We start from the raw sequence: 21,329 nt of genomic DNA, 5'->3' as shown, positions 1-21,329 counted from the left end.
GGTCAATGTGAAAAATTCAGTGACCGAGGCGTCACCAACTGTAATCAGTCAACCATCAATTTTTTGTGAAAATTAAGCCAACGAATAGTTGGCTCAAAAATTCAACTCATTATTTCTTTTTATTTGAGAAGGGTTCAGCCCTCGTTCAGGCCTGGTGCAGATACCAGCGCCAGTCCTGCTCCCCCACCTCGCCCATGAACTGCCGGTACTCGGCGCGTTTCACCGCCAGGTACACGCCGAGGAATTCGTCGCCGAACGCCTCTCGCGCCCAGGTCGACCCTTCCAGCGCGCGCAATGTGGTCAGCCAATCGGTCGGCAACAAGTGTGTAGCCTGGGCGTATCCATTGCCTTGCACCGGTGCGCCAGGGTCGAGTTGCTCGCGAATACCGCGATGAATGCCGGCCAGGATCGCCGCGGCCGCCAGATACGGGTTGGCGTCGGCGCCACAGATGCGGTGTTCAATGTGCCGAGAGAATGCCGGCCCGCCAGGCACGCGCAGACTCACGGTGCGGTTGTCCACGCCCCACGTGGCCGCCAGCGGTGCGTAGCTGTTGGTCTGGAATCGACGGTAGGAGTTGGCGTTCGGGCAGAACAGCAACAATGAATCGAGCAATGTGCCAAGCATGCCGCCCACCGCGTGTCTGAGCAGCGGGGTGCCGTCCGGGGAATCGCTGGCGAACAGGTTGTTGCCCTCCTTGTCCGCAAGACTGACGTGCATGTGCATGCCGGTGCCCGCCAGGTCATCGAACGGTTTGGCCATAAAGCAGGCTGTCATGCCGTGTTTGTGCGCCACGCCCTTGACCAGGCGTTTGTAGCGCACCGCTTCGTCCATCGCCTGCAGGGCGTCGGTGCGGTGTTCGAGGGTTATTTCCACCTGCCCTGGCGCGTATTCGGAAATCGCCGTGCGCGCCGGAATGCCTTGCAGTTTGCAGGCACTGTAGAGGTCCGCCAGGAACGGCTCGATCTGCTCCAGTTCACGCAAACCGTAGACTTGCGTGCCACGCGGCCGCCCTCCGTCGACATCCCGTGCCGGCTGCGGCCGACCGTTGCTGTCGCGCTGCTGATCCAGCAAATAAAACTCCAGCTCCGCCGCCATGACCGGGTAATAGCCATCAGCCTGCAAGCCTTCGATCACTTTCGCCAGCAAGTGTCGGGGGTCGGCAATCGTTGCCGGCAGGCCTTCCTTCGGATGCATGCTGACCTGCACCGCCGCCGTGGGCATCAGCCGCCAGGGCATGCGTGTCAGGCTGCCGCTGATCGGGTACGCCCGGCAATCAATATCGCCGACGTCCCAGACCAGGCCGGAGTTTTCCACGTCATCGCCATTGATGGTCAGGCCCAGGATGGTGCTCGGCAACGGCCGTCCGCTCTCGTAGACCGCCAGCAGCTCATCTCGGTGCAACAATTTGCCCCGTGGCACACCATTGTTGTCGAGGATGAATAACTCGAACATCTCGATATCCGGGTTCTGTTCGAGAAAGGTCAGGGCTTCTTGCTGGGGAGCGAAGGAGTTCGTGGCACGACTCATGGGGATTCTCTTTTTCCGCGTCAAGCGAACGCGCAGGCGTCGCCGGTTCGATCCCGGCGCACAGCGCGGGGACCCGTAGGAACAATCAACGGGAAAGGCAGGAATCCGGTGGACGCGCGTGACGACAGTGCCACAGCGCCCAGAAGGCTAATTCGGAGGGAAGTGCGACGGGACAACCGTCCATAGAAAAAACCGAAGAAAACAGATGAATCGCAGCGTCACACGGCAGGTCAGGTCGTTAAATCGGGATTTGAAGAACTTTGGGTGCGAACAGACTAAACAATCTTCTACAAATCACTTAAAACCCTGTGGGAGCGGGCTTGCCCGCGATGACGGACTAACATTCAGCAGATTTTCTGACTGAACAACCGCTATCGCGGGCAAGCCCGCTCCCACAGGGGGAATTCGTGGTGCGGCGCAGGTATTTAATTTTTAAATACCTCTGCGGATTATCTGATTTGCCGCCTTCAGTCCTCGCGCGCTTAATCGGCACCCTGATTATCCAAGGTCCGATTGATGGAAAACGTTCGCGCCACCGCCCGCCCTGCCCTCTGGCTGATGGTCAGCATCATTCTCGTCGCCCTGAACCTGCGCCCCTCGATGGCCGCTGTCGGGCCGTTGCTGTCGGCCATTCGCGCAGACATCCCGTTGAGTTTCAGCCTCGCCTCGCTGCTGACGATGCTGCCGGTCATGGCGATGGGGCTGGCGATGTTCTTCGGCCTGAGCGTCAGTCAACGGTTCGGGGAACAGCGCACCGTGGTGATCTCGCTGGTGATCATTGGCCTGGCCACGGTGTCGCGATTGTTCGTCGACTCAGCCGTCGACCTGATCCTCAGCGCCATGCTCGCCGGTATTGGCATTGCGCTGATCCAGGCGCTGATGCCCGCGCTGATCAAATCCCGTTTCAGCGATAACGTCGCCATGTGCATGGGGCTCTACGTGACGTCGATCATGGGCGGCGCGGCGATGGCGGCATCGTTTGCCCCGCTGGCGATGACCCGCACCGACAGTTGGCGCGTGGGGCTGGCAATCTGGGCGGCTTTGGCGGTGGTCGCATTGCTGTTCTGGACGGCCGGACGCTCGGGAACGCCAACACTCAATGCGCCAACACCCCGCAAGGAATCCTTCTTCACCAATTCCCGCGCCTGGCTGCTCGCGATTTTCTTCGGCCTGGGCACCGCGTCCTACACCTGCGTGTTGGCCTGGCTGGCGCCGTACTACGTGGAAAAGGGCTGGAGCGAACAAGACGCAGGTTTGTTGCTGGGCTTTTTGACGGCCATGGAAGTGTTGTCCGGGCTGATCACACCGGCCATCGCCAACCGCAGCCGTGACCGGCGTTGGGTGCTGATGGTGTTGCTGGCGCTGATCATGGCCGGTTTCTGTGGGTTGGTTCTCGGCCCGCAGCACTTAAGCTTGCTGTGGCCGTGCCTGTTGGGACTGGGCATTGGCGGCCTGTTCCCGATGAGCCTGATCGTGTCGCTGGACCATCTGGACAACCCGCAACGCGCCGGCGCACTCACGGCCTTCGTGCAAGGCATCGGCTACCTGATCGCCGGCCTCTCGCCGCTGATGGCCGGTATGGTCCGCGATCGACTGGGCAGCTTCGAATGGGCCTGGTGGTGCCTGACCGGCGTTATGGCGCTGATGATCTTGATGGTGTTGCGCTTCAACCCGCGGCATTACACCCGACACATCCACTGACCCGGAACCCACCATGAAAAACTCAGGCTTCGCCGCCGCTCACCTCGGCATGCTGCTTTGGGCGCTGTTGATCGCCGCTTCATTTTCCGCAGCGGCGCAGATCAGCCAGGCCATTGATCCAGTCCTGCTGACCGGGTTGCGCTTGCTGGTGTGCGCCCTGATGTTTCTGCCGCTGCTGCTGGTCAAGGGCGACACCGCCATGACCGCACGCGGACTGCTCGGCCATGCCTCGCTCGGCTTGTTGTTGGCGCTGTATTTCGGTTCGCTGTTTGAAGCGCTGCGCTACACATCGGCCGTCAACACCGGGACCCTGTTCACGCTGGTGCCGTTGCTGACGCTGCTGTTCGAAGCGCTGCTGATTCCCGATAGCAGCCTGAAACAACGCGTGCTACCGATGCTGATCGCCGCGGCAGGCGCGGTGTTGCTGATCCTGAAAGGGGCAGGCCCTGGCGAGCGGCCCTCACTCTATGCGGTGTCGGTGTACGGGGTCGGTTGCCTGGCGATGGCGCTCTATTCGCCCCTGAGTCAACGGTTCAAGACCAACAGTTTCAAGGGCCGTGGCCCGGTGGGTATGACCTTCTGGAACATGCTGTTTGGCGCCGTTTTTTTACTGGTGTTGTGTGGGTTCACTGGCGGCTGGCGTTCAGCGTCGTTGCTGACGCTGAGCGACGTTTGCTGGCTGATTTACCTGGCGCTGTTCGCCACGCTGGCGACCTTCTGGCTGTTGCATCGAGCCATTGGCGTGATCGCTCCGTCCTCGGTGATTTCCTACATCTACCTGAGCACGCTGTTCATCACGCTGTTTCATTGGTTCTGGCTGCGCCGAACGCCGCTGCCACAGGAAATCATCGGCGCACTGTTGGTCGGCATAGGCATGTTGGCGCTGCTGTTGTCGAGCCGCCGGGCAGCGCCCGCCACCGTTCAGGGGTAAAGGCCTCTGGCCATGTTTCACCGGATAAAATGCATAAGTCGTGTTCGGAACATTTTCTGTCCCACAACTGACTGCGAAACTTCCTACGGGGCATTCTCCTGGCACCATCGTTCCGTTAGGATCTTTCGCACAAGTTTGCGCACTGTCAGCGCAAGGAGCACAGCGAGACACGGATGCTGAACAGTAACTTGCTACGAAAGCTCGACATGCAGGACCTCATGGTGTTTGTCGCTGTGTATGAGCAAAGCAGCGTCACCGGTGTGTCAGAGGCGCTTTGCGTCAGTCAGTCCACCGTCAGTTACTGCCTGAAAAAACTGCGGACCAGTTTTGAAGACGAGTTGTTCATCAACACCCGCACGGGCATGCGCCCCACCTACAAAGCCGGCACCATGTACACGCATGTGCTGAAGATCCTCGAAAGCATCAACTTGTGCCATGCCGGCGCCCAAGCGTTTGACCCGACCTTGCAACCGGTGACGTTCAACATCTGCGCGCCGGAATACTTCGAGCAGTTGATCCTGCCGCGACTGTTGAAAAGCTTTGATTTCGCCGACCTGCCGGTGATGGTCAACGTGCACAAGTTCGAAACCGACATTCCAGCCGAAGACTTGCGCGATGGCAGCCTTGACCTGGTGATTTGTTTCGGCCCGCACTTTCATCGCAGCCACAGCGACTTCAAATCCCGGCAGCTACTGGAGGATGACCTGGTCTGCGTCTTCGACAAACGCGCCACGCCATTGCAGCCGCGTTTGAGCTTGCAAGCTTTCGTCGAGCGCCGGCATGTGTTCCCCACCCCGTGGACATCCACCACCAACATGGTCGACGGCTGGCTCGCGCAACAGGCGCACAAACGGCAGATTGTCGCGCGCGCCAACAGCTACAGCGCGGCATTGAAATTGATCACCGGCACCGACTTCATCCTGACCCTGCCCCGCCGCATCCAGCAATTGCTGGCCAACGAGGCAATTTTCAATCACTGCGAAGCGCCCAACGGCTTGCCAGGATTCACCCTGGACATGCAGTGGAGCCAAAGTGCCGATCAGGACAGCGCCAACACCTGGCTGCGCGAGCAAGTGATCAAGGCCTGTGCCGAGCAGGAGATGGCCTGAAACTCAGTGGCCGATGGCCGTCTTGGTGTAGGACTCTCGATCGATGTCGAGGATCTCCACACACACCTGAACTTCAACACCGGCCGGCCATTCACACAGGTCCTGCACGACGGCCAGCAGACTCTCGGACAACTGCTTTTTGATCTGCGGCGAGCGACCGCTCAACAACGCCAGCTTCACATGCACGAACGCCCGCTCGGCCAATGCGGTGCCGACCTTGAACGTCTCGACCTTTACGGCGCGACTCTTGATGTCGAACTCCGCAGCAAACTGACCGGACCCCACCAACGTATTGTTGAGCCGGATCAACGCCAGGTCGGCATTCAGTCCGGGCAGGTTGGCGGTGTATTCCATGTGCAGGTGGGGCATGGCAGAGCTCCTGAAATGTGTTGGAAAGGTCCTACATATAACACAGCGTTGTCTTAGTCACGGGGACTGCGGCAACACGTTACGCTCACTCATGAACGCCTCAAGCCTCGACCGCAACCAGCGTTCGGCCGGGTCGGTATCGACGTGGCTGAGCCAGACCATCGACAGGTCCAGCGTCGGGGTTTTGAACGGAAAGGGTTCTTTGAACAACTGACCGGATGCGGCCATTGCCTCGGCGGCGTAATCCGGCAGGCTGGCGATCAAGTCGGTGCCGGCAAGCAAGGCCGGCAACGAGCTGTATTGCGGCACCGAAAGCACGACCTGACGCGTGCGGCCGATCTCCGCCAGCCATTCATCCGCGTAGCCACTGACATTGGCCGTGTGTGACACCAATACGTGTGGCCGTGCGCAATATTCATCAAGGGTCAGCGGCGTGTCGGATGCATCGGCGCGCAAAATGCTCGGCTGGATGTGCCGTAACAGCTTGCGCTTGGCATTGGCCGGCAAGCCGCGGGTCTGGCTGATACCGACGGTGATATCGCCGGACGCCAACAAGTCGGGAATACGCCAGTAATCGACATGTTGAACCACGAACACCACCTTGGGCGCTTCCTGGCGTAAGGCCCGTAGCAGCGGTGGCAGCAGGCCGAACTCGACATCGTCCGATAAGCCGATGCGAAAGGTCATGGTGCTGCTGGCCGGGTCGAAGTCGTGGGTCAGGCTCAACGCCACCGACAATGAATCCAGCGCCGGCGACAAGTGCAGGATGATTTCCTCGGCCCGCGCCGTCGGCTCCATACGATGACCGACCCGAATGAACAGCGGATCGTTGAACATCGTGCGCAAGCGGTTGAGTGCCGCACTGATGGTCGGCTGCCCAAGAAACAGCTTCTCTGCCACCCGCGTCACATTGCGCTCGAGCATCAACGTTTCGAACACCACCATCAGGTTGATGTCAGCCTTGCGCAGTTCATTGCGATTCATTCGTTGTCCCCGGTCCCCGATACTTGCGGCAGTGTAGAAAGGCCCGAGGAAGGCGTCTACGTGCAGCCCTCCTCAATTGACCGTCAACGTCTTCAATCCGAGCGCGAGTTGTCGGGCGTCTTGGCCGATTCCGAACTGTTTCGGGCTGACGGCGTCGGCGAACTGCAATTGCAAACTCAGCACACCCTGGCGCGATACCCGCTCTTGCATCTCGGCAGTGAGGGGAACCTCGATGATGTTGCCATCGGCCTGCTCGAGTTGGGCATTCAATGCCGGCAGGCCGTTGATACTGATGACAACACCCTGTCGCACATGCCCTGGAGGTAAAAACGCTGTGGTCTCCAGACGTAAGGAGTGCACGGGCGCCGGAGCCCGGAACATGACTTGCGCGCTGGACCCTTCGGACCAGGTCCCCCAGAGTTCGGAATCGGACCACCCCTTGGCCAGCAGCGCCCTGCCCTTGCTACCGTAGCTGAATGGCGTTTTTTGTCCGGGCTCAACGGATGGAATCAACTCCAATGGGCTGATTTGGAGGGCCGCCTGCAGGCACTCGCTGCATTGTTTCCAGCCCGGAGCCAACACAGTGAAGCCGTTAATTCGGGTAAACAGATCTTTTGAAGTATCGACGTTCATCACGGCCTGGAGCAGCGCACGCTCATCAAGCAGGTACAAAGTGTCGGCATCATACTTTCCAGAAGCCATTACACCAGCAGTCTCCCGGTCGGCGCGTTTCCAATTGGCAGTGTCCATTCGCCCAAGGTAAACCGCATTCGTTGCCATGCCATGGGCGCCGGCAAAATCAGCCACCGACATCCAGTGCGGGGAGAGATTCTGCGGAACAATCCAGCGAATGTTCCGGTAATGGGCCGCGGCACTTTCCCAAAATGGATCGACCATGGGCGATGCCCACTTCGAAGCAGGTTCAACCATCAATTGCTTGCGAACCGCCACCCAGCCGGCGTGAGTGTCCAACACCTGAATAAGTAGCGCCAATAACAGCAAACTCACTGCGGTGCGTGGTGTATTGGCGCGAATAACCAGAAAAATGATGGCGAATATAATCGCGTAGTACACCGGCCAAAACATTCGACCCGAGGCGCGGAAGATGTTGGCGATGGAAATCACCACCGGCGGCAGCGGATAGGTGAAATCCAGCGAGCCGATAGCCACATGGTTAGATATCGCGAAAACAGTCAGCCCCACCAGTGCCACTAGCAAAAAGGGTCGATGCCGCAATTGTTGCCCGAAACCGGTATTGCCTTGCAGTAAACCCACCACTGCACAGATGCCCAGCGTGATCAGCCCCAACCCAAGAAAGGCAAACCCTTCGCCGTCACCGAACCCTTGAACACCAGGCAGATCCTTCAGTAAATAGGACCAGTTCCCCGGATCGATCAGTGACAGCAGGTTCATGGCGTACATGCCAAAACCATCGGATACCGCGCCTTCGGCCCCCACCGAAAAATACCCGGCCTGCCAACAGCAAAAGCTGACCAGCGAAAACAGCGCAATCAACTCGATCACCGCAGATCGCAGCGTCAGTTTCTTCTTGAAATACCCGGCTGCCAGATCGGCGATCCAGATCAATGCGACCATCGCCAGAAAATACGCATGGACCAACGCGGCCGCCGCCAGCAACACGCCCCACGCCAGGCGTCGATGGCGCAGGTGCGGATGCAGGCCCAGGTAAAACGAGGCCAGCACCAGAAAATGCCCGCCCAGGGACAAATGGAAAGGCATGCGCATGAGCATCGGCGGCACAAAGAGTAACAACGCCGTACTCACGGCACGCACCCCCACATGCGAGGACATCAGCCCCACCACTTTCCAGGCGAACCAAGCCTGCAGGACGAAGCAGGTCAGGAACCAGATACCGAAATACTGAAATGGCGTCGGCAACAGCGCAGCGAAGGGTTTAAACAGGAAAGCCAGCAGCGGATTGGAATCAGAAAAGATGATGCCGTTGCCCAATTCCAATCCATAGGAAGGGTTGAGCCCTATCGGAAAAGTCCATGGCGCCTGCCGGAAAAACACCCATCCCAGGTAATGCGTCGCCGGGTCACCGTTGCCCAGCCACGCAATATTTTGCGGATTGAGCGCCCGTGGTCCGATGACGATGAAAAAGGCCATGACACCGATCAACAACGGCAACAGGTTGATCGCCAGGCGTTTGACTGAGTCGGTCATCGGTACGTCCAGAAGTTATGCAATACAAAGGTGAAGGCTGGAATGGTCAGCGCCACCGCGCAAATACCCAGCAAATAATGCAGCCCGGCCATTTGCGCGGCCCAGGCCACCAGCATCGCCAGGAGAAAACCGGCGCCCGACACCATCATGAAACGCAGCAACGTTCGGCCATGCAGCCGCGCGGAAAAGCTCCAGGTGGTATTGATCAGGTAGGACACCACGGTCGCCACGGCAAATGCGACGCCGTTGGCAATGGGCGGCAACGGCGCTACGTAGTTGATGAACAACACAGCCACCAGCGCATGCAAAGCCGTGACGAACAACCCGGTCACGGCAAAACGCAGGCCGCGCTGGATCAAGGCGGATTTTTCGGCTGACGTCACGGCTTTTGCGCCAGGACAAACACCGTCAACCCGGCCAGACGATTCGCGCCCATGAACGGCAGCTCGACGCTGCACAGCGTCTTCAAAATCGTATTCACCAGTGGATGGTGCTGCTTGAGTTGCGAGCGCGGTGGCGACGGTTGCGCACCGTTGGGCAACAAGCGCAGCGCGGCGGCAATCGGAAAGACCAGGCCGAAATAGTAGGCGCCCTGCTTCACGGTCAAACCGGTATTGCGGACTACCGCTTCCAGTTGCGCAAGGGTGTAGCGCCGCTTGTGTTCGAGAAAGTCATCGTGTCCGCTCCAGAGAAACTGAAACGCCGGCACCGTTATCAGGAAACGGCTGCCGGACGGGACCTTCTCGACGTAGGCCTTGAGCAATCCGATGTCGTCATCGACATGCTCCAGCACGTCCATCAACAGCACCAGATCGGCGTCCACCGCGTTGATATTGCGACGGTAATGCACCGGTTTACCGCCGGTTGTGGCGTCCGAATCGGCGTCGTAACTGATGTCCACGCACCACGCTTCGCTAGCCGATGAATGAGTCAGCAGATGGTGGGAAAAGAATCCCGAACCGGCGCCCACGTCGAGAATTCGCTTGTACGGCGTATTGCCCAGCAACCGCGTGGTGGCCGCTGCCTTGGAGGCGTAATACCAATGCTGATCGATGCTTGAACCGAGGATGTCGGTTTCCTTGAGATCCATGGTTCAGTCCTTGGGATCATAAACACGCCGCACCAGATACACCGGGCGACGTTTTGACTCGATGTACGTTCGCCCCAGGTATTCACCCAGCACCCCGATGCCGATCAATTGCAGGCCGCCCAGAAAAGTGACGGCAACCATCAGCGAGGCATAACCCGGCAGATCGACCCCGGAGATCAGGGTGCGCAGCACAATAAAGATGGCGAACGAAAAAGAGATCAGTGAAACGAACAGCCCCAGATACGTCCAGATGCGCAGCGGTTCCGTGCTGAAACTGGTGATGCCTTCCAGAGCGAAATTCCACAAGCGCCAACCGTTGAATTTGGTCGTCCCGGCCACACGTTCCGGGCGCTCATAGTCCACGTAAGTGGTGCGAAACCCTACCCAGGCGAACAAGCCTTTCATGAATCGCCGCGATTCCGGCAACGTTTGCAAGGCATCGACCACACAACGGTCCATCAGCCGGAAATCACCTACGTTTTCCGGAAGGTGTTGTTCGGCAATTTTGTTGTGCAGACGGTAAAACCAGTTGGCCGAGGTTTGCTTGGCCCAGGAGTCGGTCTTGCGACTCACACGGTGGCCTAGCACCACTTCATAGCCTTCGCGCCAACGGGCGATCATTTCAAGGATGACTTCGGGCGGGTCCTGCAAATCGGCATCGATCGGCACCACGGCCTGGCCGGTCGCTGTCTGCAAACCGGCGGTCAACGCCGCTTCCTTGCCGAAATTGCGGCTCAGGTCGACGATACGAATACGCGAGTCGCTCTTCTGCCGCTCCAGCAGCACCTCCAGCGTTGCGTCAGTGCTGCCGTCATTGACGAACACGATCTCCAGTGCGATCAGCGCCTGATCATTGAAGACGTCAGTGATCCGCCCGATGAACGCGTCGAGGGTCGCGGCTTCATTGAACACCGGGATGACGAGCGAAAGCGCCAAAGGCCCGGTCAGTTGCGGTCCGTGCTGATGAGTCAATTGATTGCTCTTTTTTTATAGTGATTTTTCTACAATCCGGGGTCGACGGCAGATGTTCGACACCGAGAGCCGAGTCGTATTAAGCAGGACCGGGAGTGGTGATGCAAGGGCGAAACTGCGGGGGTTCTGGCCATTCACTCGCGGCCAGCTGCGCCGTAGGAAAAGCCTTCAAACTATTGGAAACACATACCTGATGGCCAAAAAATCCTGCTCCGCTAGGCTTGCTTCGATGCGCCACACAGGTTGTCGCAATTACCCAACGCATGGAGCGAGCAGTATGTATTTCGAGATTTACAGACAATCCAAAGGCACCCCGAGCACCGGAAAAGGACAATGGCGCTGGCGCCTGAGAGCCGGGAATCACGAGACGATCGCCAGCGGCGAATCGTATGTGAACAAGGCGGATTGCCTGCACGTCATCGGGTTGATCAAGGGGGTTGAGTGTGAAACGCCGGTGAAGGAAATCTAAGTCGATTTGCGCGCCCGATTCTTGGGTTGAACTCAAGGCCTATCGCGGGCAAGCCCGCGATAGGGTCCGAAAGCGCAACGCCGGCTTATCAATTCAAACAGGCAACGGATACAACGCCTCATCGAACTGCGACAAACGCGGGAACACCATTGGCTGCTCATCACTCAGGTGTTGCAAACGCTGCTGATAACCCAGCAGGAATTCCTTGCGCGCTTCGTCGCTGATGTACGGCACATGCCACGCCACGAACGGCTCCAGCACATCAAAACCAACATATGCCAGCGTGCCGCGCAGAATCGGACGCAGCATGTCCTCCAACGGACCATGAATCGCGCCGTCCCCAAACATATGCTCGCGTCCACCCAGAGTCACCGACACCAGCGCCTTCTTGCCACTCAATCCGCCCTGATCGTAAAAGCGTTTGCCGCCATAGCAGACACCGGATACCAGTACCCGATCAATCCAGCCCTTGAGCATGGCCGGGGCCGAGAACCAGAAAATCGGAAAATTGAGGATCAACAGGTCCGCCCACAGCAGTTTGTCGAGCTCCTGCTGGATGTCCGGCGCCAGCGACTGGCTTTTCACTCCCAGACGTTGCTCCAGCGCATACACCAGATACTCCGGGTTTTCCCGCGAAGAAAAATCATCGGCGCTGGCCACCGGGTTCCAGTTCATCGCATACAGGTCGCTGACCTGAACCTCGTGCCCCTGATCTTCCAAGGTGGTGACAGCCTGGTCACGCAAGGCTGCAGTAAAGGATTTCGGCTCCGGGTGGGCGTGGACAATCAGTACTTTCATGACAATTCCTTAAACGTTTACAAGCGTGGAGTTTGAAGAAGGTAACGTCCGCGAGGCCAGTAACCGGTCGAGCCAGTCCGGGTCCATTTGCGGTTCGGATGAAAACAGCAGCCCGGTGTAGTCCTGATGCGGCGGCGTGAAAATGGCGCTGCGCGGTGAGTAATGAATTACCGCTTTGAAACCACGTAAAACACCGGGCCAAGGCCCGGTGCGCAGATCGTTTGAATCGTTTACGGTCACACCTGGATCGCCTTCACTTCAACAAACTCGTTGAGCCCTTCTTCGCCCCATTCACGGCCATTGCCCGATTGCTTGTAGCCACCGAACGGCGCCTGATAATTGAACGCCGCACCATTGAGGAAACACTGTCCGGCGCGCAGCTGACGCCCCAGTTGCAAGGCACGCTCAGGGCTGCCGGCCCACACGCCGCTGGACAATCCGAACGGTGAGTCGTTGGCGATCTGAATCGCCTGTGCTTCATCGGTGTAGGGAATCAGGCACAGCACCGGGCCGAAGATTTCTTCCTGAGCGATGCGCATACGGTTGTCGACGGCGGCGAACAGCGTCGGGCTGACGTAATAACCCCGCTCGAATTCGTCGGCGGTGTCGCCGCCACACACCAGGCGCGCGCCTTCCTGCTGGCCGACCTGAATGAAGTCACGCACGGTGCGCCGTTGCGCTGCCGAACACATCGGCCCGAGGAAGCTTTGCGGGTCCAGTGGATCGCCCATGCGCAGGCTTCGGGTTTCGGCGATGGCCAGCTCCACGGCCTCGGCGTAACGACTGGCGGGCAGGAGCATGCGGGTCAGCGCGGTGCAGGTTTGACCTGAGTTGATCATCACGTCCTGAACGCCGTAGCGCACGGCTGCGGCCAGGTCGGCGTCCTCGGCAATCAGCAACGGCGACTTGCCGCCCAGCTCCAGGCACACGCGCTTGACCGAAGGCGCCGCCGCTTGCGCCACGCGAACCCCGGCGCCGGTGGAGCCGGTAAACGACACCATGTCCACGTCCGGGTGTTTGGCCAGCGCTTCGCCGACCTTCGAACCAGGCCCACTGACCAGATTGAAAACGCCGGCCGGCAAGCCGATGGCCTCGATCATCTGTGCCAGCAAAAAGGCGTGCAGCGGGGTTTCCTGGCTAGGCTTGACCACCACGGTGCAACCGGCGGCCAGCGCCGGGGCGAGCTTGCCGATCAGTTGATGAAGCGGGTAGTTCCACGGATTGATGAACGCGCAAACGCCGACCGCTTCGCGAATGATCAGCGAGTTGCCGACCTCGCGCACTTCATCCATCAAGCCTGCGAGCTCGACGTATTGCTCAAGCCCGAGGATCGGCCCATCGACCTGCACTGACCGGCACCATTGCACCGGCATTCCCAGTTCAGCGGTGATCACCGCAGCCATCTCGTCAGCCCGCATGTGCAATTGCTCGGCGAGCGCGCGGATGTAGCCGGCGCGCACGCTTGATGGCGTGCGCGACCAAGGACCGAAAGCACGGCGGGCGGCGGCCACCGCGTTGTCGACATCGCGCTCATCGCCCAGGGGCACCGAGCCGGTCACTTCTTCAGTGGCCGGATTGATCACCTCGGCGATGCCCTGCCCCGACGGGGTTTGCCAGCGGCCATCGATAAACAGCGTCTTGTGGTTATGCATAGACCTGGGCCTCCAGCAATTCAGTGGCGCAACGGGTGATGCGCTGGCAAGCGTCACGCAACGGTTCCTCACCCAACACCAGGCCCAAACGGATGTGCCCGGCGGCGCTCGGACCGAACGCTTCACCGGCCAGCACGGACACGCCATGACGGTCGAGCAAGCGGTCGGCAAACGCTTGGGCGCTGAGCCCGGTGTCGCGGATATCGACCATCACGAACATCCCGCCATCGGGTTTCAAGGCGCGCACGCCGGGGCAATCGGCCAGGCATTCACAGACCAGATCACGGCGCTGGCGATAGGCTTCGCGCATCGCTTCAAGCTCCGGCAGATTGCTTTCGAGCGCGACCACAGCGGCGTCCTGAACAAAGTCCGGCAAACCGTAAAGCATGCACAGCGCGAGGTTTTCCAGGTGCGCGGCCAAGGATGGCGGCGCAATCGACCAACCGATTCGCCACCCGGTCATGGCGTGGGATTTCGACAGGCTGTTGAGCGTCGCGGTGCGCTCGGCCATGCCTGGCAAACTCGCCGGGCTGACGTGTTCGCCGTCAAACAGCAATTCGCTGTAGACCTCATCGGAAATCAGCCACAGGTCGTGGGCGATGCACAACTTCGACAGCGCGAGCCAGGTATCGCGCGACAAACTGGCGCCCGAAGGATTATGTGGACTGTTCAGCGCCAACGCGCGAGTGCGCGGCGTGATGCGGGCGGCGACGTCTTCGGGCAGCACCCGAAAGCCGTTCTCGGAGCGCACCGGCACCGGAACGACCACCGCGCCACAGGCACCGAACACCGCTTCATAGGTCACGTACATTGGCTCGGCGACGAGCACTTCATCGCCCGGATTGAGCACGCACTGGGCGACGCAGAACAACGCACATTGCGCGCCGGCCAGAACGGTGACCTGATCCGCCGAGACCTGCTGGCCGCTGCGTTGGCCGTAATGCCGGGCGATGCTTTCACGCAGCGCGCGCTTGCCACGCACGTCGGCGTAATGGGTGTTGCCCGCCAACAAGCTGTCGATGGCGGCCTGCACAATCGGCACCGGCGTGTCGAAATCCGGGTCGCCAACCGACAACAGCAAAATGTCTTCGCCCTGTTCCTGCAACGCCAGGGCGCGGTAATGGATGTCCCACGCGGCGGCACCGTCACCGGCGATACGTTGTGTCAAATCGGAAAAGCGCATGGCGATACCTCAGCCAGAAATGGAAAGTCAGTGCGCGCACGCATGCTTGAGTTCGATCAGGGTCACGCCGTTGCGCTTGAAGCCGTGGCGCAAGTCGGTTTGCAACTCCGCCAGGCTCTGCGGCTGGCTCACGGTGCAACCGAAGGCGCGACCGAGTGCAGCGAAATCCGGGTTGCGCGGCAGCACGCCAATCGGCTCGATGTCGAGCCCGAGCATGTCGTCGCGGATCTGCCCGAGCGCGTCGTTGTTCCACAGCAACACCACCAGTGGGCTGTCCAGTTCCTCGACGGCGGTGGCCAGCTCCTGCGCGGTGTATAGGAAACCGCCATCGCCCACCAGCACCAGACCTGGCCGCTGCGGCGCGCCGAACTTGGCGCCGATACCGGCCGGCAAGCCATAACCCAACGTGCCGTAGCCGGTCGGGTGCAACCAGCTGCGCGGCGCCAGGCTGTTGAAGGCGTAGTTGCCGGTGTAGGCCAGTTGAGTCATGTCGGTGCTGATGAACGCGTTGTCCGGCAGTTCGGCGGCAATTCGTTCGAGAATCGCCTGGTGGATCGACTGCAACGGGCCGTGACTGTTTCTTACGGCCTGACGCAGGGTTGCGACGGCGGCGATGGCAGCGCTGGCATCTCGATGGGCGGGCGGCAGGCGCTCCAGCAATGCGGCGAGGGTTTGCTGAGCATCGCCGTGCAACGCCACTGCGCAGGGATAGAAATCGTTGAACTTGCGCGGATCGATGTCGACGCGCAGCAGCTGTGCATTCAGTGGCAGGCGCTCGCGCCAGAAATCGGTGTCGGCCATTTCGGTGCCCACTGCCAGCACCACATCGGCCTCGGCGATCATTTGCCAGCCGGGTTCCACGCACAGGGTCGAACCGGCATTCAGTGGTGCGTCCGGCGGCAACAAGCCTTTGCCGGCGACGCTGGTGAACAGCGGCGCGGCGAGTCGGGTGCTGATTTCTTGCAAGGCGTGTTGCGCATTCAGCGCACCACCACCCGCGATAATCATCGGTCGTTTGGCGTTTTGCAGTTTGCCTGCGGCTTCATCCAGCGCGGCGTTTGAGGCGGCGCCACGGCTTGGGCGACGCACCACGTCGTTGCTCCAGTCGCGACTGACTTTCGCCGACAGCACGTCGAGCGGCACCGAGATGTGCACCGGGCGCGGACGCTCGCTGTCGAACACCGCGTAGGCGCGGGCGATCAATTCAGGCAAGTCGTCTGTGCTCAACGCGACCGCCGAGAACGCGGTGATCGGCGCGGTCATGGCGCGCTGATCCTGGGTTTCGTGCAGGCAACCCCAGCCCTTGCCGAGGCTGGCCGTGTGATTGACGCTGGAAATCACCAGCATCGGAATCGAGTCGGCGTACGCCTGGCCGATACCGGTCGCGGCATTGGTCACGCCGGGGCCGGTGATGATGAAGCACACGCCCGGTTTGCCACTGACGCGCGCATAGCCGTCCGCCATGAAACTCGCGCCTTGCTCGTGACGGGTCAGCACATGGCGAATGCCGCTGCCGGGCAGGCCGCGATACAGTTCCAGCGTGTGCACGCCGGGAATACCGAACACGGTGTCGACGCCGTAGTTGGCCAACAGACGCACCAGGGCCTGGCCGCCGGTCAATGTTGTAGTTTGCATGTTCACATCCTCACTCGTGGCCGAGGCGAATCAACGCATCGACCGCAGTCGTGCCGTGGGCACCGACCAACAATGGGTTCACATCGAGTTCCAGTAATTGCGCGGCGTTCTCGCAAGCGTAATCGGCCACCGCGCGGATCGCCGCGACCAACGCCTCCAGATCCGCCCTTTCGCGCCCGCGAAAACCTTGCAGCAACGCCGCGCTACGCAAGTTCAACACGGCATTTCGAATGGCACCGTCGGTGGTCGGCAACAACAGGCTGCGACTGTCCTTGAGCAACTCCACCAGAATCCCGCCCGTTCCGATCACCAGCGCCAGGCCGAAGTCGTTTTCGCGTTTGATGCCGACGATCAATTCAGCCAAGGGCGCAGTGGCCATCGGTTCCAGCAGGACCTGATCGAACGGCACCTGTGGTGCATACGCGGCAATGCTGGCGCGCATTTTTTTCAGCGCCGCGCTCAGGGCCGCTTCATCTTTGAGATTCAACGCAACGGCGCCGGCTTCGGTTTTGTGCGGCAGTTGCGCACTCACCGCTTTGAGCACCAACGGATAACCCAGGGTGTTGGCGTCGGCCAGCGCCTTGTCCGGCGTGCTCAATACGCCGTTGGGCGTCGGCAGGCCAAAGGCGCGCAATGCTGTTTTCGAATCCCACTCGTTGAGCAAACGACCTTCGCCGACCAACGCTTGTGGACAATGCGGCGCCAGCGCCGATTCACCGAGCGCCAGCAATGCCTGGCGATTGCGTTGATAGCCGGCAATCCGGCCCCACGCAGCCAAGCCGTCTTCGACACCTTGCAGCGCCGCCACGCCTTGGGCATGCAGGCGTTCGCGAGCGTGGGCCGGCAGCAGTTCCGGGAACGCCGAGGTGACAAAACCGGTCTTGCCGTGGCGGACCAGGGCGGCGCAGTAAAGCTCCAGCAGCAGGTCGCATTCCTTGCGTTCGCCGGTGTATTCCGATGGGTAATCGAGCACCAGCATCGCCGCATCCGCTTCGGTGCGCAGGGCGCTGTCGAGCATGCGGTTCAGGGCCTCGCCGTCGCCCCAGATCGCGGTGGTGAAATCCAGCGGATTGACCAGGTTGGCGTAGCTTGGCAGCACCTGCGCGAGTTCTTCTCGCTGGCCTTCGTCGAGTTTGGGCAAGCTCAGTTCGTTGCGTTCGGCATAGTCGGCGATCAGCCCGGCGTCACCGCCGGAACAGGCCAGCGCGATCAGGCTGTTGCCCGACGGCAGCTTGCCGCACGCGGCCGCTTTCAGGGTTTCGACAAAGCTCACCGGGCCGCTGACGCGGATCACGCCGAGACGCGCAAACAGACTGTCGTACAGCGCGTCCGAACCCGACAGCGAACTGGTGTGACTGAGCGCCAGCTCGGCACCGATCTGAGATACGCCGGTTTTCAGCGCGATGATCGGGATGCCCTTTTCCAGTGCCTTGTGTGCGGCGCGGGCGAAACCCGGGACGTTTTTCAGGCCTTCAAGGTGCAAGCCGATGGCGGTGACGCGCGGTTCATCGAGCAACACGTCCATCAATTCGGCGATACCCAGTTGCGCCTGATTGCCGACCGACGCCATGTAGGCCACCGGCAAGGAGCGGTCGCTCATCGACAGGTTGTAGGCAAAGTTGCCGCTCTGGGTCAGCACCGCGACGCCCTTCTCCACCGCTTTGCCGCCATGGGCCACCGGCCACAATGCGGCGCTGTGCAAGTAGTCGAGCAAGCCGTAGCAATTGGGACCGAGCAGCGCCATGTGACCGGCGGCGTTGAGCAACTGCTGCTGCAAGGCCTGGCCTTCGGCGCCGGTTTCGGCAAACCCTGAGGCGTAGCAAATCGCCCCGCCCGCGCCTTTCGCGGCCAGTTCGGCGACGCAGGTCAGGGTCAGCTCGCGGTTGGTCGCGATGAACACCGCGTCCGGGCCGCACGGCAGTTCGGCGATGCTGCGTACACACGGCACGCCTTCAAGGTTGTCGTGCTGCGGATTGACCAGCCACATCTGCCCGAGGTAGCCACCGTCGGCGCAGCGCTTGAGCGCACGGGCCATGCTGCGGCCACCGACAAACGCCAGGTGACGTGGCGCGAGCAGGCGTTTGAGGTTGTCACGAATCATCTGCGACATGGGTAATCTCCAGACCGGTCAGCGCAACAGCGGCCGCAGCAGTTCGCGGGAAATGATGTGACGCTGGATCTCCGACGTGCCTTCCCAGACCCGCTCGATCCGCGCGTTACGCCAGATGCGTTCCACCGGGCATTCATCCATCAGGCCCATGCCGCCAAAGATCTGCACCGCCTCATCGGCGACCTTGCCGAGCACTTCACTGGCGAACAGCTTGGCCATGCCAGCCTCGCCATCGGTCATGCTGCCCTGGTCCATTTTCCAGGCGGTGTGCAGGGTCAGCAGTTCCGCGGCGCGGATCTGCGTGACCATGTCGGCGAGCTTGAACGAGATGCCCTGATAGGTGCCGATCGGCTGGCCGAACTGCTTGCGATCCGCCGCCCATTGCAGCGACACATCGAGCGCACGTTGCGCCTGGCCCACACAGTTGGCGGCGACCATTACACGCCCGGCGGTGAGCCAGGCGTTGGCCACGTCCCAGCCCTTGCCGACTTCGCCCAGCACTTTATTGGCCGGTACGCGGCAGTCATCGAAGAACATCTCAAAGGTGTGGTAGCCACGGTTGCTCACGCACTTGGGACCACGGCGAATGGTCATGCCTGGCGTGTCGCGATCGACCAGGAATGAGGTCACGGCGTTGCGCTGCTTGCCGTTGTGTTCGTAGGTGTCGGTGACGGCGAAAACAATGGCGAAATCGGCGTGCCCGGCGTGGCTGATGAAGTGTTTGCTGCCATTGAGCACGAAATCATCACCGTCGCGCACGGCGCGGGTCTTGATCGCGTTGGCATCGGAACCGGCGCCCGGCTCGGTCAGCGCGAAGCAATCGATTTTCTCGCCCTGGATGCACGGCAACAGGTAGTCCTTGATCTGATCGCCGGTGCAGGCCATGAGGATTTTCGATGGCCGCGCGACGAACACATGCAGCGCCCATGACACCTTCGACAGCTCACGCTCGATCAGCGCCTGGGACACATAATCCAGACCTCCACCGCCCACTTCTTCCGGCATGTTGAACGCATAGAAACCGGCGGCGATGGCCTTGCCGCGAATCTGCGCAGCCAGCTCCGGGGAGACTTCGTCGGCGCGGTCGACCGCTTCCTCATGCGGCAGCAGTTCCTTGGCGACAAAGCTGCGTACCGCGTCCACCAACATTTCTTGTTCTTGGGTCAGTTGGAAATTCATGGGGCTACCTGTTGTTCGTTCACGGGTTGGGGAGCGGCGGGCTTATTTGCCGGCAAATTTCGCCGGGCGTTTTTCGATGGAGGCGCGCAAGGCTTCCGCACCGTCTTCGCTGCGACCGCAGAGCAGACCGGCTGCGAGCTCGGCTTGCAGTTGCTCCGGCAGGCTGCGCTGGGCGCCTTCGCGCATGAGTTTTTTGGTCTGGGCGAAGGCGAATGTCGGGCCGCTGGCCAGGCGCGTGGCCAGTTCAGTCGTCACTTCGAGCAGTTGCTCATCGGCACAAACTTCGCCGACAAGGCCGGCCGCCAAGGCGCGTTCGGCGCCCCACAACTCGTCGAGAAACAGCAGGCGTTTGGCTTGTTCGGTGCCGATCAGGCGTGGCAGGTGCCAACTGGCTCCGGCGTCCGGCGAGTAGGCCATGCTGGTGTAGCCGGCCTTGAACCGGGCTGACTGCGCGGCGATGCGCAGGTCGCAGCAGAGTGTCAGGTCCATGCCGGCGCCGACGGCGGTGCCGTTGATGGCGGCGATGGTGGGTTTTTCCAGGCTGTACAAACGGCTCATCAGGGCGTGGGCGGTTTCGGTCCAGCCGTAGGTTTCGAGGGCGCCTCGGGCTTCGGCTTCGGCCCATTCGGCGAGGTCGGCACCGGCGCAGAAGCTGCGGCCGCTGCCGGTCAGTACGACGACTCGAACGGCGGGATCGGTGTTGAATTGGTCGAGCAAGGCGTGCAGGTTTTTCAGGGTCGGGATGTCCAGCGCGTTGCGCTGGGCGGTGCGATTGAGGGTGATCCAGGCCACGCCGGCTTCGACTTGGCTGAGCAGAGAGGAGTGAGTAGTCATGCGAATCCTCGAATTATTGTGTTTGGCATGAGGTGATGCGACTTGAGGCCATACTAAACGAGTGTTCAGCAAGGCGGCAATCTGTGGTCGATTTGGCTGTAACAGCTTGAAATTCACTTTAAGTTGTTGGTTTTAAAGTGTTTATTTTTTATGAGGGGCGTTATAGGAGTGGGACTGTTACAACTTTGAACAACTGGGGACAAGGGATTGGGATTGGATTGGATTGGATTGGATTGGATTGGATTGGATTGGGGGCATATCCATTTCTGCGGTAACGGCGGCTGGCGGTTTCGCTTTTACAGCGAGTCACTTTTGACAAACGCCTCAAAAGTAACCAAAAAGTCTTGCCCCTCCATTCGGTGCCTCGCCTAGGCTCGGCATGCCCTCTCTCCGGCATTGCTCCGGGGGGCACGCCGCCATCGGCCATCCATGGCCGGGGGCGGCTACCGCGGCATCCATGCCGCGGTGCCCCCTACGCAACGCCTGCGTTCGGCCTCTGGGAAAGGGGCAGATAGATCAAGATCAAGATCAAAATCAAGATCAAAAGCCGAAGCAAGGGCAAGGGCAAGGGCAAGGGCAAGGGCAAGGGCAAGGGCAA

At 60.6% G+C, this 21,329-nt stretch carries 19 protein-coding genes; 4 read left to right on the top strand and 15 right to left on the bottom strand.

The annotated features are described in order from the left end of the window. Positions 1-145: 145 nt before the first annotated feature. The gene (locus BLQ41_RS12575) at positions 146-1,528 is read right to left on the bottom strand and encodes a glutamine synthetase family protein (protein WP_090181292.1); all 1,383 of its coding nucleotides are present in this window, start codon (positions 1,526-1,528) and stop codon (positions 146-148) included. Positions 1,529-2,044: 516 nt separating this feature from the next. Between BLQ41_RS12575 and BLQ41_RS12570 the strand changes: the two genes are divergently transcribed. The 3 genes from BLQ41_RS12570 to BLQ41_RS12560 all read left to right on the top strand — a co-directional run bounded on the left by BLQ41_RS12570 (position 2,045) and on the right by BLQ41_RS12560 (position 5,269). Beyond that, entirely contained in the window at positions 2,045-3,229 is a 1,185-nt protein-coding gene (locus BLQ41_RS12570) for a cyanate transporter (RefSeq protein WP_090181289.1), read from the top strand. A gap of 13 nt (positions 3,230-3,242) precedes the next feature. Continuing rightward, positions 3,243-4,160, top strand: a complete 918-nt coding sequence (locus BLQ41_RS12565; protein ID WP_090181288.1) for a DMT family transporter — start codon at positions 3,243-3,245, stop codon at positions 4,158-4,160. A gap of 173 nt (positions 4,161-4,333) precedes the next feature. Further along, positions 4,334-5,269, top strand: coding sequence for a LysR family transcriptional regulator (locus BLQ41_RS12560; RefSeq protein WP_090181287.1), 936 nt, complete (start codon positions 4,334-4,336; stop codon positions 5,267-5,269). 3 nt (positions 5,270-5,272) lie between these two features. On the opposite strand, the gene BLQ41_RS12555 is transcribed toward BLQ41_RS12560, so the two are convergent. The 6 genes from BLQ41_RS12555 to BLQ41_RS12530 form a co-directional block, all read right to left on the bottom strand. Beyond that, positions 5,273-5,638 carry a 5-carboxymethyl-2-hydroxymuconate Delta-isomerase gene (locus tag BLQ41_RS12555; protein ID WP_090181285.1) on the bottom strand — a complete coding sequence of 122 codons (366 nt, stop codon included), beginning with the start codon at positions 5,636-5,638 and terminating at the stop codon, positions 5,273-5,275. A 57-nt stretch (positions 5,639-5,695) separates the two neighbouring features. After that, positions 5,696-6,622: a LysR family transcriptional regulator gene (locus BLQ41_RS12550; RefSeq protein ID WP_090181283.1), complete on the bottom strand. Its 927-nt coding sequence runs from the start codon at positions 6,620-6,622 to the stop codon at positions 5,696-5,698. Between the two features lie 72 nt (positions 6,623-6,694). Then, positions 6,695-8,809, bottom strand: a complete 2,115-nt coding sequence (locus tag BLQ41_RS12545) for a DUF6311 domain-containing protein (protein ID WP_090181282.1) — start codon at positions 8,807-8,809, stop codon at positions 6,695-6,697. Next, positions 8,806-9,192, bottom strand: a complete 387-nt coding sequence (locus BLQ41_RS12540; protein ID WP_090181280.1) for a GtrA family protein — start codon at positions 9,190-9,192, stop codon at positions 8,806-8,808. The genes BLQ41_RS12545 and BLQ41_RS12540 overlap by 4 nt, the downstream gene beginning before the upstream one ends. Beyond that, entirely contained in the window at positions 9,189-9,899 is a 711-nt protein-coding gene (locus BLQ41_RS12535) for a class I SAM-dependent methyltransferase (RefSeq protein ID WP_090181279.1), read from the bottom strand. The genes BLQ41_RS12540 and BLQ41_RS12535 overlap by 4 nt, the downstream gene beginning before the upstream one ends. Positions 9,900-9,902: 3 nt before the next feature. After that, the gene (locus BLQ41_RS12530; RefSeq protein WP_090181277.1) at positions 9,903-10,871 is read right to left on the bottom strand and encodes a glycosyltransferase family 2 protein; all 969 of its coding nucleotides are present in this window, start codon (positions 10,869-10,871) and stop codon (positions 9,903-9,905) included. Positions 10,872-11,148: 277 nt separating this feature from the next. Between BLQ41_RS12530 and BLQ41_RS12525 the strand changes: the two genes are divergently transcribed. Further along, complete coding sequence (locus BLQ41_RS12525) at positions 11,149-11,340, top strand: YegP family protein (RefSeq protein ID WP_090181275.1); 192 nt, start codon at positions 11,149-11,151, stop codon at positions 11,338-11,340. A 93-nt stretch (positions 11,341-11,433) separates the two neighbouring features. Here BLQ41_RS12525 and BLQ41_RS12520 read toward each other — a convergent pair whose 3' ends face one another. From BLQ41_RS12520 to BLQ41_RS12485, 8 genes are read right to left on the bottom strand one after another with little or no spacing between them, the layout of a single operon-like run. Further along, the gene (locus BLQ41_RS12520) at positions 11,434-12,138 is read right to left on the bottom strand and encodes an NAD(P)H-dependent oxidoreductase (RefSeq protein ID WP_090181273.1); all 705 of its coding nucleotides are present in this window, start codon (positions 12,136-12,138) and stop codon (positions 11,434-11,436) included. 9 nt (positions 12,139-12,147) lie between these two features. Beyond that, entirely contained in the window at positions 12,148-12,378 is a 231-nt protein-coding gene (locus BLQ41_RS12515) for a hypothetical protein (protein ID WP_090181272.1), read from the bottom strand. Beyond that, entirely contained in the window at positions 12,375-13,790 is a 1,416-nt protein-coding gene (locus tag BLQ41_RS12510) for an aldehyde dehydrogenase family protein (RefSeq protein ID WP_090181270.1), read from the bottom strand. The genes BLQ41_RS12515 and BLQ41_RS12510 overlap by 4 nt, the downstream gene beginning before the upstream one ends. Then, positions 13,783-14,973, bottom strand: coding sequence for a pyridoxal phosphate-dependent aminotransferase (locus tag BLQ41_RS12505; RefSeq protein WP_090181268.1), 1,191 nt, complete (start codon positions 14,971-14,973; stop codon positions 13,783-13,785). Before BLQ41_RS12505 ends, BLQ41_RS12510 begins: the two co-directional genes overlap by 8 nt. A gap of 27 nt (positions 14,974-15,000) precedes the next feature. Further along, positions 15,001-16,608, bottom strand: coding sequence for a 5-guanidino-2-oxopentanoate decarboxylase (locus BLQ41_RS12500; protein ID WP_090181266.1), 1,608 nt, complete (start codon positions 16,606-16,608; stop codon positions 15,001-15,003). A 10-nt stretch (positions 16,609-16,618) separates the two neighbouring features. Beyond that, positions 16,619-18,709: an acetate--CoA ligase family protein gene (locus BLQ41_RS12495; protein WP_167360533.1), complete on the bottom strand. Its 2,091-nt coding sequence runs from the start codon at positions 18,707-18,709 to the stop codon at positions 16,619-16,621. Positions 18,710-18,736: 27 nt separating this feature from the next. Then, positions 18,737-19,897, bottom strand: a complete 1,161-nt coding sequence (locus BLQ41_RS12490; RefSeq protein WP_090181263.1) for an acyl-CoA dehydrogenase family protein — start codon at positions 19,895-19,897, stop codon at positions 18,737-18,739. 42 nt (positions 19,898-19,939) lie between these two features. Then, complete coding sequence (locus BLQ41_RS12485) at positions 19,940-20,731, bottom strand: enoyl-CoA hydratase/isomerase family protein (protein WP_090181261.1); 792 nt, start codon at positions 20,729-20,731, stop codon at positions 19,940-19,942. Positions 20,732-21,329: the final 598 nt, after the last annotated feature.

It is taken from the genome of Pseudomonas arsenicoxydans, assembly GCF_900103875.1.
Taxonomy (GTDB): domain Bacteria; phylum Pseudomonadota; class Gammaproteobacteria; order Pseudomonadales; family Pseudomonadaceae; genus Aquipseudomonas; species Aquipseudomonas arsenicoxydans.
The sequence above is the reverse complement of the archived record's forward strand: the minus strand, read 5'-3'. Positions and strand labels throughout refer to the sequence as shown.

Bases quoted from the DNA above. Each gene is read 5' to 3' on its own strand.
- BLQ41_RS12545 (WP_090181282.1), bottom strand. From the start codon at position 8,809: ATGACCGACTCAGTCAAACGCCTGGCGATCAACCTGTTGCCGTTGTTG.
- BLQ41_RS12550 (WP_090181283.1), bottom strand. From the start codon at position 6,622: ATGAATCGCAATGAACTGCGCAAGGCTGACATCAACCTGATGGTGGTG.
- BLQ41_RS12485 (WP_090181261.1), bottom strand. From the start codon at position 20,731: ATGACTACTCACTCCTCTCTGCTCAGCCAAGTCGAAGCCGGCGTGGCC.
- BLQ41_RS12565 (WP_090181288.1), top strand. From the start codon at position 3,243: ATGAAAAACTCAGGCTTCGCCGCCGCTCACCTCGGCATGCTGCTTTGG.
- BLQ41_RS12495 (WP_167360533.1), bottom strand. From the start codon at position 18,709: ATGATTCGTGACAACCTCAAACGCCTGCTCGCGCCACGTCACCTGGCG.
- BLQ41_RS12525 (WP_090181275.1), top strand. From the start codon at position 11,149: ATGTATTTCGAGATTTACAGACAATCCAAAGGCACCCCGAGCACCGGA.
- BLQ41_RS12500 (WP_090181266.1), bottom strand. From the start codon at position 16,608: ATGCAAACTACAACATTGACCGGCGGCCAGGCCCTGGTGCGTCTGTTG.
- BLQ41_RS12505 (WP_090181268.1), bottom strand. From the start codon at position 14,973: ATGCGCTTTTCCGATTTGACACAACGTATCGCCGGTGACGGTGCCGCC.
- BLQ41_RS12520 (WP_090181273.1), bottom strand. From the start codon at position 12,138: ATGAAAGTACTGATTGTCCACGCCCACCCGGAGCCGAAATCCTTTACT.
- BLQ41_RS12510 (WP_090181270.1), bottom strand. From the start codon at position 13,790: ATGCATAACCACAAGACGCTGTTTATCGATGGCCGCTGGCAAACCCCG.
- BLQ41_RS12555 (WP_090181285.1), bottom strand. From the start codon at position 5,638: ATGCCCCACCTGCACATGGAATACACCGCCAACCTGCCCGGACTGAAT.
- BLQ41_RS12570 (WP_090181289.1), top strand. From the start codon at position 2,045: ATGGAAAACGTTCGCGCCACCGCCCGCCCTGCCCTCTGGCTGATGGTC.
- BLQ41_RS12560 (WP_090181287.1), top strand. From the start codon at position 4,334: ATGCTGAACAGTAACTTGCTACGAAAGCTCGACATGCAGGACCTCATG.
- BLQ41_RS12535 (WP_090181279.1), bottom strand. From the start codon at position 9,899: ATGGATCTCAAGGAAACCGACATCCTCGGTTCAAGCATCGATCAGCAT.
- BLQ41_RS12575 (WP_090181292.1), bottom strand. From the start codon at position 1,528: ATGAGTCGTGCCACGAACTCCTTCGCTCCCCAGCAAGAAGCCCTGACC.
- BLQ41_RS12490 (WP_090181263.1), bottom strand. From the start codon at position 19,897: ATGAATTTCCAACTGACCCAAGAACAAGAAATGTTGGTGGACGCGGTA.